The organism is Winogradskyella sp. (assembly GCF_028289625.1).
Lineage (GTDB): Bacteria > Bacteroidota > Bacteroidia > Flavobacteriales > Flavobacteriaceae > Winogradskyella.
The window spans coordinates 1-14,739 of record NZ_JANQOM010000003.1; the positions used below are offsets into that span (position 1 = coordinate 1).

Sequence of the window (14,739 nt, forward strand, 5' to 3'; positions counted from 1 at the left end):
AGCGCCCAGGTTGCAAAGCATCTGACAATTTCAGTCTTAGGTAATGACTTAAATGTGACGTTAAAGGCAAACGACCACCTAACCAGCTTGGTGACACTGCTTTCTTGGCCTTACTTCGTCTTACTAATACCGTCATATCCTTAATCTGAACCAACTCTAATATTCGACCAGCCAAAATAAAACTATCACCAGGTTTTAGTTTTGAAATAAAAAATTCTTCAATCATACCAACATAGCCACCAGACATGTACTTTACCATCACATTGACTTCGCTAACAATGGCACCAATATTCATACGGTGTAACATGCTTATACGTCTGCTTTTTACTTTGTATTTACCATCTTCGTCCAAAATAACTTTATGAAATTCTTCATAAGAATTCAAGGTCTTTCCGCCTTTGGTAATAAAATGCAAACACCATTGCCAGTCGTCTTCTGTCATATATTGGAAAGCCTGTGTTTGTTGTATACGATAAAACAGTTCTTCAGCATTAAAACCCTCACCAACTGCTAAGGTTACCATAAATTGCACCAAAACATCAAATGTTAGAACCATTGGTTCTCTTGATTCTACTTGCTTTTCTTTTATGGCTTCTTTTAATGCAGAAACTTCAACCAATTCCAAAGAATGTGTTGGGATGTAATAAATTTTTGAACGCTCAAAGGGAGAATGACCACTACGCCCAGCACGCTGCATAAAGCGTGCGACACCTTTCACTGAACCAATTTGAATCACACAGTCCACGGGTTTAAAGTCTACACCTAAATCCAATGAAGACGTGCAAACCACAGCCTTTAAATAGCCTGATACTATATTATCTTCAATCCAATTACGAAGTTTTTTATCGATTGAACCATGATGAATAGCTAATAAACCCGCCAAATTCGGCTGGGCATTGAGTAATAGCTGATACCACAATTCCGCTTGTCCTCTTGTATTTGTAAAAATTAAGGTAGTGGTATTCGAGGCAATAATAGGAAGGATTTTATCAACCATCTTAGCACCCAAATGTCCAGCCCAAGGTAATACCTCAATTTCGTCTGGTAGGACCGAAATGATATCTAATTTTTTCTGTTGCTTTGCTATTACTTGGGTTATTTTTAGGTCTGAATAAGGTAACAATACCTGTTTGGCTTCTTCCAAATTGCCAATCGTGGCTGTAATTCCCCAAATACATAATTTGGGTGAATAATACCGTAATTGTGAAATAGCTAATTCAGTAAGCACACCACGTTTATTACCGATGAGTTCATGCCATTCATCAATAGCGACGCATTTAACACCTTTAAACCATCTCGAATTTTTTTTCTGTGAAAACAACAAATGCATGGTTTCTGGTGTGGTTAGTAAAACATCTGGCATCATACGCTCTTGTTTACGTCTTACCGCCGTTGGTGTATCACCATTTCTAACTTGAACCGACCAATCCAATCCTATATCATCTACTGCTTCCGTCATAGCTTTTGCTAAGTCTTTAGCTAAGGACCGTAAAGGACTAATCCAAAGTAATTTTAAGCCTTTAGGATATCTGTTAGGATGATTTAGATAATCGATGACTACAGCAAGAAACACCGAAAAGGTTTTACCGAATCCCGTTGGCGCGACCACCATTCCGGAATAGCCATTGGCATAACGTTGCCAAGTCTGTAATTGAAATGGGAAGGGTGCATGCCCCTTTTCTGCCATCCAATTATTCATTATTCGCAAACCTTCGCTATCTCTAAACTGACTCAAGGTGCTGTGATTAATTGTTTAACGGTTTCAATCGTATCTATTTCATCGGCTGGTTTATCCTTTCGCCATCTGGATATACGTGGAAAACGTAAGGCTACACCAGATTTATGTCGATTGCTAAGCGCAATGCCTTCAAAAGCAATTTCAAAAACTAATTCGGGCTTCACGGTTCTTACAGGACCAAATTTCTCAATCGCATTCTTATTCACCCATTGCGATATTTCGGTAATTTCTTTATCAGTTAATCCTGAATAGGCTTTAGCGACTGTGACCAAAGCATCATCTTTTTTTACCGCAAAGGTATAGTCTGTGTACTTTGAACTTCGTCGTCCACTACCCTTTTGTGCATAAATCATAACGGCATCAATAGTTAAGGGGTCTACTTTCCATTTCCACCAATCGCCTTTTTTTCGACCTGTGTGATATGGTGATTTTTTCTGCTTCAGCATTAAGCCTTCACTATTTATGGCTCTGGAATTATTTCGAATAGAATGTAGCTCTTCCCATTTATTAAATTCAACTAAGAAAGACAATTGAACATGTTCTGGTAAAGCTATCGAACCAAATATAGATTCAAGTCGTTTGCGTCGATCTTCAAAAGGTAGTTCTCTGATGTCGTCACCATTATATTCTAGAATATCATAGGCGTAAAAACCGATAGGCACTTCTTCTAGTAGCTTTTTGGTTACATTTTTTCGATTCAGACGTTTTTGTAAATCATTAAAGAGCAACACATCATTGTCTTTCATCGCTAGTATCTCACCATCAATAACAAAATCATCCTTGAAATTGTTCACCGCTTCTACCAATTCAGTAAACTGTTTCGTCACCAGTTCTTCACCTCTTGACCAGATATAGATTTCATTATTCCGCTTTACAATCTGCCCTCTAATTCCATCCCATTTTTGCTCTATAATCCAATCATTTGACTCACCTAATTCGTATAATTCTTTTTCTAAAGCATAAGCCAAACAAAAAGGGTACGGTTTTGAATTATCATAATTTATATGACTGCCATGAATCAATTCTTCAAATGAAATAGTATCCACTTCCCAATTACCAATAATACTATGCATAAGTTGATTGGCATCAATATTAGTAAGTTTTGCTAAAGCATTGACCAAGGTTTTTTTAGACACTCCAATTCTAAAACTTCCTCCGATTAATTTATTGAAAATAAGACACTCTTGCTGGTCTAAGCCAGACCAAGCTTCTAAAACAAATGCTTTCTTTTCTTTATCAGATTTTGATTTTAATGTCTTTAATTCGGTCATCCATTCGTGTAACGATAAATCTAATTTATGGCTAGGTTCTGGTAATAATAACGCCATGGTTTCTCCTAAATCACCTACGGTACTATAACTTTCTAAAAATAGCCACTCAGGTAAATTAGTGATTTCCATACACCACTCTCGCATCAAAGTCGTCTTTACTGGTCGTGATGGTCGTTTGCCTGTGAATAAGGCTATCAACCAGAGCTTGTCTTTATCTGGTGCTATCTTAAAATAATTGACCAAAGCCTCAATTTTAGCACTGGTCTTATTGGTGATTTCTATAGCACTGATTAAGTTTGAAAATAGCTTCATTCTACAGTCACTTTATCTGTTTCAGCTTCTGCCTTTGCTAGTGCCTCATCACCATATTCGGTAATCAATTCGTTAGCTTTAATTCCTATCTCGTTTAGATATTTAGAAAAGACAGCTTGCGAACCATGAGTGACATAAACTTGTTCTGCCTCTGATGCTTTAACAGCAGAAATTAAGCCATTCCAATCAGCATGGTCACTAACGGGAAATCCTGCGTCTACGGCCTGCCAACGTCTATTCCCTCTTATTTGCATCCAACCCGAACAAATAGCAGTGGCTGGATTTGGCAATCGCTTTAACATTCGAGAACCTAGAATAGCTGGTGGCGCAATAATGATTTTGTTTTGAAGGGTTTTTTTATCCAAATCAACTGACCATAATTTGGTCTTAGGAAGTGTAATGCCTGAACTTAAAATAGCCTCATTTAAATTATGAATTGAGCGATGTACATAGATATTATCACATCCATCTAACAGTGACAGCAAACGTTGTGCTTTACCTAGGGAATAGCCCAGAAATACAGATGTTCTGTTATTCGACTGGTTGGTTCTTACCCAAGAGTGTAAGTCGTCTCGTAATTCCTCTTCAGATTTCCAATTGTAAATCGGTAAACCAAAGGTACTTTCTGTAATAAAGGTATTACATTTCAAAGGCTCATAAGGCGTGGTAATAAAATCTGGTTGTGTTTTGTAATCACCTGTAAAGACAACGACATAGCCTTTATATTCCAGTCGTATTTGCGCAGAACCAATAACATGACCTGCTGGGTGAAAGCTCACCCTTACCCCGTTGATGGTGAGTTCTTTTTTATATGGTATACTCTCAATAGATATATCAGCACCCAAACGATGTTGTAAAATAGTTTTGGAGTCATCCGTACACAAATACCGTTTCATGCCCCAACGTGCATGGTCGGCATGACCGTGTGAGATTATAGCATAGTCAACAGGATACCATGGGTCAAGATAAAAATTGCCTTGTGGGCAATAGATGCCTTTTTTTGTGAATTTAACGAGTTGGTTTTCCTTTGACATAGCGTAACGAAGCTATTGAAAATGTTAAAATACCAATAGTAAAATTACGTTAAAGTTTTTATTTGGTTTTAAACCTGAGATTGGCGATAAAATTATCTTACACTTATCAAAAAATTGAACAAAATTGTTGCGTTCTTTGATATGATAAGTTACATTTGCATCCGCAATTTTTAAGAAATGTTCTTAATATTGATTGGAGAGGTGCCAGAGTGGTAATGGAGCAGATTGCTAATCTGTCAACGCGTAAGTGTTGCCCGGGTTCGAATCCCGGTCTCTCCGCCAGAGTGAGCAAGAAAAGCCAGCGCGCCAGCTGGCCCTTTCGCTAAAAATGTCTACTAGACATTTTTGACGCTCAGTCCGGGGTGTAGCGTAGCCCGGTTATCGCGCCGCGTTTGGGACGCGGAGGTCGCAGGTTCGAATCCTGCCACCCCGACAAAATGAAGCTCAAAAGTTCTTGTAGAAAGTATACTTTCTTAAAAGAGCTGTGAGATTCATTGAATTGAAGTATTGCTTCAATTTGCAACAGTACATTTTTCAGGATCACTGAATACAATGAAGTAATCCCTGAATGGTCGCGTAGCTCAGCTGGATAGAGCATCTGCCTTCTAAGCAGACGGTCACAGGTTCGAATCCTGTCGCGATCACTTTTTATTTTTCACTATTTTTCACTTCCCCGCGTTACGCCAGTAACGACGGGGATTTTTGTTTCTCTTGGTTTCGTTGAGGTTCGGTGAATGTCACTTTTTTATTTCACCTATGTTTCACCTAGTGAAATTATATTTCACCTAAAACCAAAAACTATGAGTACAAGTATTAAGTTTTTCATCAACAAAAACAAGAAAAGTAAAACGGATAACCGCTACCCTATTTACTTAAGAGTAATCCATAATTTAAAAAAATCTGAAGGCTGTCTTGATCTGATACGAGTGGAAGAATCCGATTTGAAATATTGGATTTCTGCTTCTCAACGCTTTGATTCTAAACAATCGAAATTCAAGAGCTACAATTTACTCTTTAATCAAATTGAAAATGAGTTTCATTATTTCCTAAGAGCAAATTTCACTGACCTAAATAAAATTCGTTCGAGCGAGATAAGAGATTATTTACTTAATAAAAACAAACCTATTGAAGAGGTTTATCTGATTGATGCGATTATCGACTTTTACCAAAATGACATTTTAAATGATCGTGACAAAGCTAAAGAAACAAAGAAAAATTATAAGAAATCTATTAATCACTTTTGTAAATTTCTTTCGTATTCTAGGCTAAAGAAACTTCATATCGATCAATTTAAAAGAACTCATGCTAACAAATTTTTAAACTATTTAAAACACCCCAACGATAAATTTGGTAAAGTTGCTCTTAAAGGCCAATCCGTTAATAGTGTTATTAAAAATATTAAACCTTTCTTTGCCAAGCTACAGCAAGAAGAGGTGATTAGTATTAATCCATTCGATGGCGTACGTGCTACCCAAAAACACACACATAAACCTAGACTTACTAATAAGGATTTTAAACGAATTGCTGATTTAGATTTTTCTGAAAATTCTAAATTGGACGTTTACAGAGATTTGTTTCTATTTATTTGTTTTACTGGTCTAAGCTATTGTGATGCCACTGACTTGCGCTATGAAGATATCAAAAATGGATACTTTCATATCTATAGAAAAAAATCAAATGTGAGCACTAAACAATACTTAATAAAACAGAGCAAAGAAATTGTCTTGAAGTATAAAGGAATGACCCCTGAAGACCGTATTTTACCAAAGCGCAGTTTGGATAAGTTGAATTTTAACCTGAAAATAATTACTATTAAAGCTGGAATAAATTATAATGTAACAAGTTACTCAGCGCGACGATTTTTTCGACAGTCCATACATGAATCAGGTATTAGAGAAGGATTAGTGGTTAAGACATTGATGGGTCATACGCGTTCAAGCGATATGGATAGTCATTATTTCTTAGTGGATGAGCCCATTTTGAATGAAGCCAAAAAAAGATTGCAGAAACATTTTAAAAAACTATTGAAATGAATGAACAAAAGAGAAAATTTCTAGACGACTTAAAGCAGAAGGAAGCTGACTACGTCTTAATGTCCATTAATGATCTAATGTTAAAACAAAATGATTTAATTGATAGATTGAATGCGATAAAGGGGCGTCTAAAAAATTACGACAACTATGAAAGATTTATGATGTTGGGAGATATCATATCTGAATTATCATATTACAAAAACGATACTATTTACGAAGCGATTAAGTCCTTAGGATTAGGTAAATACATATTACCAAAGTTTATAGATCATCATTCGTTGTTTGAGAAGCTTGTCAAACATCAAATAAAATCGAAGTATTTCTTTCCTTATCGATTAGTATGGCCATATTTCAAATTATATAGTGATTTCTTCATAAAAGATAAATTAGGACAAGAACTGAACATTGATGTTTTAGAGGTAGATAAAAAAGTGAATCGACAACGACGTAATTTGAATTTTCCCGACCAACTAAAAGATTTTACTGAAAGTATATACCATTTCATGGAATCGATAAAGAAACAAGACCCCATGATAGACTTTAATCTATCAAAAAAAACATATGTGCAATGACGCATATATATGCTTACCCTCATAAGACTATTTATAAAATATTATTTGAACAGTTAAATGAGATTAATTTTGAAATATATCAGGAGGAATTTCATTTAGGCGATTTTAAATTTGAATTTTATTATTTGTTAAAGATCATTCTTAGAAACAAAGCGCTTTTAAATGATTATGAAAAAACAATAGAGGAATCTTATTATAACAAAAGACAACATCGTGTTGTAACAGTTAACAGTATTCTTAAACTGTAGTTTTTTTATTTCATGATAGATCAACTTAAATGCTGAATTTTGAAAAAAATAACGTCATGGAAAGAGAAATTAATACAACCAAGATTCTTGGTGATTGGATACCACGCAAAGTGGTTAAAGAATTTTTCGGCTATGGTAACACTACAATGGCCACATTTGCCGAAGATTACGATATCAGAAAGGCAAAAGTGGGCAGACGTATCTTTTACAGTTACTCCGATGTTTTAAGAGTAATTAAAAATGGAATTGTTGATTAGAGGAAGGCTAATTATGCATGTAGTTAAAAAATCAAAGCCTAACAACAGGTGTGAAGGCACAAAAAGAATTATCTAAATTCATTGTATTATATTTTTAAAAGACACAAAACTCGTATAGTAAAAATCAAGAATAAGCAAACTATAATCAAAATTAGTCTTGCCAGTATATATCATTTTCTGTTTTGATATAACCGCTAGAAATTGATTCTTTTTACACTTTTGAAAGTTAACTAGTAGTTTTCTCATTACTTCAAACAATAGTGCATTTTATGAGCAATTGTAATAATGTAAGGTGAAAAATCAATTCGATGACATAATTAATTGAATTAAGAATTAATTTAATTGTCTGAGTTTATCTTTTACAATCTTCACCCATTTGTGGTGCTCATCAAAATGCTTGAGATAAATAGATAAGGCTTTATTATAATATAACTGTTTGTCCTTTTTTTGTGTACATATATCACCGAGATCGCTATAACGCGTTCCTAAAGAAATGTGATGTTCGCCATAAACCTTGATTAGGGTATTTATTGAGTTCTTCAGAATTTGGATTGCCTCTGATTTTTGGTTGAGTTTATTGAGTACGGTGGACAATAATGCATTAACCAGAGCCACCCTTTGATGAATTGGACCGAATACTATTTCATAGATGGCTGAGGCTATTTGGAATTCTAACTTGGCTTCTTTAAGAAGGTTCAGTTCTCTATAAATAATGCCAAGATTGGAATGCCTAGTGGCCACATCTGGATGCTTGTAACCAGAATGTGCTATTTGGTCATTAAGAGCTATTTCAGAATATTCCCTGGCTTCCTCCAAACGATTGGCTTCACGGTAAGCCGTGGATAAATTGGCAGTATACATAATGGTTGTTGGATGATTCTTCCCTAGCTTTAATTCACTCCCAACTCTGGCTTCATCAAAGAGTTGAATGGCCTCATCATAGTCTCCCAGAGCCTTGAATACAGTCGCCAAGTTGTTCTTAGTCCTTAAAACTTCAGAATGATTAATCGACAGTATTTGTTTCAATTGCTCCAAGACCTCCTCAAATATGTCTTTGGCTTCATCATATTTGCCCAAACGCTCATATGCACTGGCCAAATTTGACATGACATTCAACACTTTTCGACTCTCTTTTCCAAATGCCTCAATATAGTCTTGTATAAACTCGTTGTGAAGGTCAACTGCATCTCGTTCTTCACCAATATTGTACATCAATTTAAAAAGCAAAACTTGTAAGTCTAAGTTTCGTTCATGATTCTTCTCAAAGTTCTGAGTATTACCCTTAATCGCATCATTTAGTAATACTTTTGCTTTGCTGTATTGGCCTTGATCTATATAGACCATTGCGAGATTTCCTTTGTATTTATTTAGGGTATAATGACCTGCCTTTAACAATCTCCCATTTGAACTGATGGCATCATTCAACAAAGAATCTGCTTTTTTATAGTTTCCTTGATCTTTATATCTCAAGGCCATGTTGTTTTTGAGCACCGACAAGCTTAAATTATCTTCGTTGATTTTCTCGACTAAACTATCGCCATAAGGCATCCATTTAAATTTGTCAATGATATCCTCTTTCTCAGCATGATACGATAGTAGCTTGTTCAGGTTATTCAACAATACATCAATGGATTTCACATTTGGGTGCAGTTTCCGCCTAATGACTTCTTGAAGAAACTGATGCATGCGAAACCTGTCGTTACGCTCATCCCATTCCAACCATCCATATTTTACAAGTTCATTCAGGGCATCTGTATATAAGTCCTTCCGTTCTTTGTGGTCTCGTAGACTCAAAAAGGACATAAGGCTTTCTCCATTATTTCCGTCGTAGTCCAAAGGTGTGGAAGGGAGTACCGAAAACTGCAACATCAACCATCGTTCTTGTTCATTTAATTCACCTATCGCAAACACGTCCAACAAATAAGCCAGTACGTCATAAACTCTTTGGTTATGGTTATGGGCTAGATTTATCTTCGTTCCTTTGGGAATATCCAGTCCTTTTTTTTTTAGCCCGTCCAACACCTCCATTAGGCCATGACGTCGAGCATTACTCGTCTTGGCAATCGCATCAATTAAAAGGGTATTGTAGTCAATAATTTCAAGAATTCGATCTACAACATCATCATCTCGCTCTTTCCTATAATGTAAATAAAACAATGCCTTTGCATCTTTGGGAGATAAGGGATTCAATTGGTACTCGTCCATCCCGTACAATTTTTCCCTAGAAGTTGCCAAAACTTTCCAATGCGGTCTTAAACTAATGGCATCAAGTATTTTGGAATGCTCCATATCTTCCTTGGCATTGTCGATAATAATTAAATTCTGCTTACCGTCAGTCTTACTCTTTAATCGTCGCATATTATTAATGATCAATTGAAAAAGCTGATCCGCCCAGTATTTGCCTTTGGCAATTTTTTTAGCAGCCTTAATTAGGCCTAGGCTGTCCAGCAGTTCCGTATTGATTATTATAGCTTCTTTTAATGTCGTCTTGACATCGATCCATGCCACATATTCATAGTCATTTCTGAAATGCTTGATAAAATACTTTGCCATCGTTGTCTTGCCTACCCCTCCCATGGCATTGATTAATACTACTTGTTCTGTCGTATCCAGTTTGTCTTTAACCTCTCGTAACTCTCTATGCCTACCCACAAGGTTACTGTTCTGTATATCTGGTATGGTATTGAGCTCGAGAGGTATTTTATGCTTTCTTTTCTTATATACATTTTTGGTATCAATGACTTCCATTTTACCCCCAATATTCAGAAAGATTTTATTTGGAGTTTCCTTTGCAGTGGATGCTTTTTTTACCTGAGGGTATTCTCTTTTTGAATTGTTTGAAGTTTCCTTTGTGCTGGACATTTTTTCTATCTTAGGAGCTTCTTTTTTTGAATTATTTGAAGGCCTTGGAAGTTTAAAGTTGTATTCCCCTTCAGGCGTCTTCGCATAAGCGTGTAATCTCAGAAACTTCTTGATCCACTTCTCATTGCCTTTTAGAAAAGTTGAGTATTCTCCCTTTTCATGCCGTTCAGATGCACTGAACTGTTGAAAGTCAACATCAGGGTTTTGCAATGCATAGCCAAGCAGGGTATTCAGAGTAATCAAAGAAGTATTAATGGGGCTCTTCTCATATTTCATTAATTCGAATACAGTTCTCCCACTTACTTTTAGTTTTGGATTAGAAATAGAATAAAATTTCGTTATTTCATTAGCATTATCATTACAATACTCTAATGTTATACGCTTCTTATTTTGAAAAACCTCCTTACGAATTTTTCTCACTAAGAAAAGAATACACTTTACTTCATTTTCTGATGGATAAAAACTCATACACTACTACCTGATTATCAATTATATACGTCGTTTTTTTTGAATTTCAATGAAACCACATGCGGCCTCAATGAAGCCACTTAAATAAAAGCAGGCCTTTACTCTACTTTTGACCTAAGCTTTATCCGAAAAGGCCTAAATATCGGTAAAGCCACGAGTCTTGCAAGACACCAAGTTTAACGCCTTCTCCTTGATTTTCTAGACATCATCGAGGGGCCTAAATAAAGTGTCAAAATGAATATAAAAATTCATGTACTTGTTCTTTGTTTTGTGATCTTATTTGTTGCCACAGGGTGTGAGCCTGACGACTCCATATACGAATCTAAACCTAGAACTGAGTTGAACGACGAATCTGAAGGGACCACAAGTGATCCCGAAACAGAAACCGAGGATCCTGATTCAGAGCCAAACTCTGGAGGGTAAATAGCTATTAATGAAACCGGTTTTTATGCCCGCTTTGCAGCGGGCATTTTTTATTCCTTATTTCCTAAATGGCGATGTCGTACCCTTATAATTTTCACGAAACGAATTTTTATAACTCAAATATTCACTTATCAACTCAGCTGAATTATTAAAGCCATAGCGTTCTCTTGCATTCCTTAAGTGTGACTCTACAGTCTTTATGTCTATGAATAGCCTGTCAGCAATCAGCTTTTGAGAATGCCCTTTGCACATTAATTCAATAATTTCTTTTTCTCTTGGCGTAATTTTTAACCACTTGCCAGAATCCAACACCTTTTTTATCATTGGATCTATGTACACTTTATTGTTGCAAATTTCCTTTATGGCTATATAAAGTTGATTCACAGACATCCGTTTATCCAAATAGGCATCAACTCCAATCTCATTTATCAGCACATTGTAATGATCAATTTTTGCATGTTGTGTAATAACAATGACTTTTATTGACGGATAGGTTCGCTTTACGTAGTGGGCGATAGTAAACCCGTCAAATTCATTTGAGTCAAAATTCAAATCTAAGAGAATTATATCTATGTCTTTCTTATCTAATAGCTCATAGGCTTCCTTTTGGCCTGAGGTGCACTCTATCGAACCAATCATCTGGTTTTGCCCAAGCAACTCTTTAATACCCTCACCAAACATTATGGAGTCGTCTATTATTAAAATGTCAATCTGTTTTTTCATAGTCTATCCCTTCAGTGGAAATTTGAGGTTGAAAATGGTACCCTTATCTTCTGATTGCATTACATGTGCTGTTCCTCTCAACAAACTTGCCCTTTGTTCAATATTGATTAGCCCTATACCCTTGACATTTGAAACGTCAAAACCAATGCCGTTATCCTTTACTATAAGCTGAAAGTCATCCGATGACTTTTTTTTCATTACGATTTCAACCAAAGTAGCCTTGGCATGCTTCGAAATGTTGCTCAATACTTCCAAGAGTATCCCATATAAATTAGTCTGGGCGTCAATAGGTAGGTTATCCATGGTCTCAGGTATTTCATTATTGAGTTCAATATCTATGTGATTGTAATGTTTAAATTCCGAGAGGCGAGATACTATAATATCAGACAACTTATATTTCTTAATGTTCTCATCCAATGGCGACAAACGATGAGATATTAACCTTACCTGCTCATTGATTTCAGATACGCCATCTATAATATTTTCTCGCAATTTTTCTTTCTCCTTTGCACTTGCCAAAGCTTCTAGCTTCAACTTAATGCCCGATAGATTGGATCCTACAATATCATGTAAATCTTTACTTATACTCCGTTTAATGGTTTCTTGTCCTTCATAAATGGCTTCCAATCGTACATACTCTTGCTGCTTTTTTAGCATATTCTGTCTTTGTCTCATAAAAAGATATGCCAAAAGCAGCAACAACGCACACAATCCAAGTAAGATGATTACTATTCCGTCTCTTTTGATTTTGCTTTGCTGGACACCTATTAGCGATAAGTTGTCTTTATTCTGGAGCTTGAGGCTAAGGTTTTCTTTCTCTCTCTTCTCACTTTCGTATTTTTCTTGCAGTTCTTGGACAATTTCAGCTTGTTGAGCATTAAATACAGTTCTATATAATTTGGCATATTTCTTTTGAAATTCGTAAGCCAATTTAAAATCTCCAACCTCATAATAGTAGTAGGACTGCAAATCAAAATTCCTATACCTGGCCGCTGGAACCTCTATTCGACTTAACAGAATATTGGACAGGTCTATATGCTTTTTAGCGTCTTCAAAATTCCCTAATTCAATGTTTACGAGTATCAATTCATTGATGTTATAAAACATTGAAAGTGTATCCCTTAGTTTGATTTTGGTTTCCAAGGACATTTGGTATGCAGTTTTGGCGCTTTCAATATTGCCTTTTAAATACTGGGTAAGGCCTAGATTAAAAAGGGTTTTAGCATACGACAGGGTGCCTTTTTGTTTAAGGTCTAAAGCTTTATTATAATAATACACTGCAGAGTCGTAATTCTTTTTTGAATTATGTGCAATGGCAATATTATGGTAGCTAATCCCAAGGCCTACTGAATCTCCAATACTTTGTCTGTGGCGTATTGATTGATAGTAATAGGTAAATGCCTTTTCCGAATTCCCAAGCTTATCCTGAATTTGTGCGATAGCTTCTGCTGTTGAAGCGAGTTTTTTTAGATCATTTAGCTCCGTAAACCCGTCGAAAGCTCTTAACAGATATTCTAATGATTTGTCATACTGTTGAAGGTTTTTATAAATTCTTCCTGCATGAAGGTACACATTATAAGCACCTTTAGATCCACCTAGTTGATCGTATAATTCAATAGATTTATTAAGGTAGTGCAACGAACTGTCCCGCTGTTTGATTTTCCTTTTTGTAAGTGAAATATTGTAGTAGAAATCTGCTGCTGCCTTACTGATAGTATCAAATTTTAATCCAGCCTTATACAGGTTTTCAGCTGCTTGGTAGTCTTTTCCTTTCCATTTCAAAATCCCAAGTTTATTGTACAGCAATACCACAGTATCCAATTTTTGCGCTTTAAGTGATATATCCATCGCTTCTTGGTATAATTCTTCTGCCCTATCCAATTGCTTTTGCATTGACAAACTATCGGCATTTTCTAACAAGTTGAAAAGATGGTTTTGGGCGTTCTTCTGGGCACAAGACACTTGAACATCGACAAGGCTAAAAAGCAAGAAAAGGGCTAAAGAAATAGATTTAAACATGGCATTGATAACTCGTGCCTAAGATACTGAAAATTATGATAAAACATCATAGTTTCAGATTTAAGGGAATACCCTTATTGACTTGAAATCAGTTAATTAATAATCTTGCATATACACATTGAAGTACTTCAAGCAGAGTACTAAAATAAGCCCCATTTCAAATTTAAAGCCTCAATTAATAAAATTAATTTAAATGATGAAAACTTTATTTTCAATCTCAAATGGGCCCAAGCTTTTAACTATTATTCTGTATCTATTTTACAACATTTCATATGCTCAGGATAAAGAAACATGGGAGGATGTCACTATTTTCGAATTTTCTTCACCTTACCAAAAAATGACTGTGAATTTCGATGATGAAGAGTTCTACTTCCTTGTGACAAATGATACTAAATTCCTGAAGAAAAAAAAGAAAGCTATCGACAAAAGTAAAATATTCCCCGGAAGTACTGTGAATATCGAATTCATCATTAAAAACAGAAAAAGAGTTTTAACCAAGGTAATCATTCCTAAAAGCGAAGAGGATTCTAATAAATTTCAAGGTGTTTTTGAACTTCTGGAAGATGATATCGCTTTTGTCGATGGCCGAAAAGTCAAACTCTCTGACAAGTCAAAAATTAAGTGTAAAGGAAGTGATGATTGTAATTGCAGTAAAGGAAGGAGCTTTTTGGATTTTGAAGAAGTTCCTATAGGTAGCTTTCTGAGTATTGAAGGAGAACAAAATGCAAGCGGTATATATTTAGCCAGCAAAATAGAAGTGTGTAAAAATATATATACTA

At 35.6% G+C, this 14,739-nt stretch carries 12 protein-coding genes and 3 tRNA genes; 9 read left to right on the forward strand and 6 right to left on the reverse strand.

What is annotated here, in order from left to right; all coding sequences use genetic code 11:
• The 3 genes from Q0992_RS00200 to Q0992_RS00210 all read right to left on the reverse strand — a co-directional run.
• Positions 1-1,735: DEAD/DEAH box helicase (locus Q0992_RS00200; RefSeq protein ID WP_367277926.1), on the reverse strand; the 1,735-nt coding region annotated here is incomplete at its 3' end.
• Complete coding sequence (locus Q0992_RS00205) at positions 1,732-3,321, reverse strand: ATP-dependent DNA ligase (RefSeq protein WP_299519029.1); 1,590 nt, start codon at positions 3,319-3,321, stop codon at positions 1,732-1,734. The genes Q0992_RS00205 and Q0992_RS00200, both read right to left, overlap by 4 nt.
• Positions 3,318-4,355, reverse strand: a complete 1,038-nt coding sequence (locus Q0992_RS00210; protein ID WP_299519032.1) for a ligase-associated DNA damage response exonuclease — start codon at positions 4,353-4,355, stop codon at positions 3,318-3,320. The genes Q0992_RS00205 and Q0992_RS00210 overlap by 4 nt, the downstream gene beginning before the upstream one ends.
• A gap of 195 nt (positions 4,356-4,550) precedes the next feature.
• Between Q0992_RS00210 and Q0992_RS00215 the strand changes: the two genes are divergently transcribed.
• The 7 genes from Q0992_RS00215 to Q0992_RS00245 all read left to right on the forward strand — a co-directional run bounded on the left by Q0992_RS00215 (position 4,551) and on the right by Q0992_RS00245 (position 7,465).
• A tRNA-Ser gene (locus Q0992_RS00215) sits at positions 4,551-4,637 on the forward strand.
• 76 nt (positions 4,638-4,713) lie between these two features.
• Positions 4,714-4,788 (forward strand) — tRNA-Pro (locus Q0992_RS00220).
• A 137-nt stretch (positions 4,789-4,925) separates the two neighbouring features.
• Positions 4,926-4,999 (forward strand) — tRNA-Arg (locus Q0992_RS00225).
• Positions 5,000-5,296: 297 nt separating this feature from the next.
• Positions 5,297-6,388: a site-specific integrase gene (locus Q0992_RS00230; RefSeq protein WP_299519035.1), complete on the forward strand. Its 1,092-nt coding sequence runs from the start codon at positions 5,297-5,299 to the stop codon at positions 6,386-6,388.
• On the forward strand, positions 6,385-6,960 hold the full coding sequence (locus Q0992_RS00235; RefSeq protein WP_299519038.1) for a hypothetical protein: 576 nt from the start codon (positions 6,385-6,387) through the stop codon (positions 6,958-6,960). Before Q0992_RS00230 ends, Q0992_RS00235 begins: the two co-directional genes overlap by 4 nt.
• A complete protein-coding gene (locus Q0992_RS00240) occupies positions 6,957-7,208 on the forward strand; it encodes a hypothetical protein (protein ID WP_299519040.1) in 252 nt (83 codons plus the stop codon). The genes Q0992_RS00235 and Q0992_RS00240 overlap by 4 nt, the downstream gene beginning before the upstream one ends.
• Before the next feature lie 56 nt (positions 7,209-7,264).
• Positions 7,265-7,465: a hypothetical protein gene (locus Q0992_RS00245; RefSeq protein WP_299519043.1), complete on the forward strand. Its 201-nt coding sequence runs from the start codon at positions 7,265-7,267 to the stop codon at positions 7,463-7,465.
• A 333-nt stretch (positions 7,466-7,798) separates the two neighbouring features.
• Here the strand turns inward: Q0992_RS00245 and Q0992_RS00250 are convergent, their stop codons facing one another.
• Complete coding sequence (locus tag Q0992_RS00250; protein WP_299519045.1) at positions 7,799-10,795, reverse strand: tetratricopeptide repeat protein; 2,997 nt, start codon at positions 10,793-10,795, stop codon at positions 7,799-7,801.
• A 234-nt stretch (positions 10,796-11,029) separates the two neighbouring features.
• Here Q0992_RS00250 and Q0992_RS00255 point away from each other — a divergent pair, with 234 nt between their 5' ends.
• Positions 11,030-11,218 (forward strand): hypothetical protein, encoded by a 189-nt coding sequence (locus tag Q0992_RS00255; protein ID WP_299519048.1) that lies wholly within the window; start codon positions 11,030-11,032, stop codon positions 11,216-11,218.
• 57 nt (positions 11,219-11,275) lie between these two features.
• Here the strand turns inward: Q0992_RS00255 and Q0992_RS00260 are convergent, their stop codons facing one another.
• Both Q0992_RS00260 and Q0992_RS00265 read right to left on the reverse strand, forming a co-directional pair.
• Complete coding sequence (locus Q0992_RS00260; protein ID WP_299519050.1) at positions 11,276-11,941, reverse strand: response regulator transcription factor; 666 nt, start codon at positions 11,939-11,941, stop codon at positions 11,276-11,278.
• A 3-nt stretch (positions 11,942-11,944) separates the two neighbouring features.
• Positions 11,945-13,960 carry a tetratricopeptide repeat-containing sensor histidine kinase gene (locus Q0992_RS00265; RefSeq protein ID WP_299519052.1) on the reverse strand — a complete coding sequence of 672 codons (2,016 nt, stop codon included), beginning with the start codon at positions 13,958-13,960 and terminating at the stop codon, positions 11,945-11,947.
• Positions 13,961-14,153: 193 nt separating this feature from the next.
• On the opposite strand from Q0992_RS00265, the gene Q0992_RS00270 reads away from it, so the two are divergent.
• Positions 14,154-14,739: hypothetical protein (locus Q0992_RS00270; protein WP_299519053.1), on the forward strand; the 586-nt coding region annotated here is incomplete at its 3' end.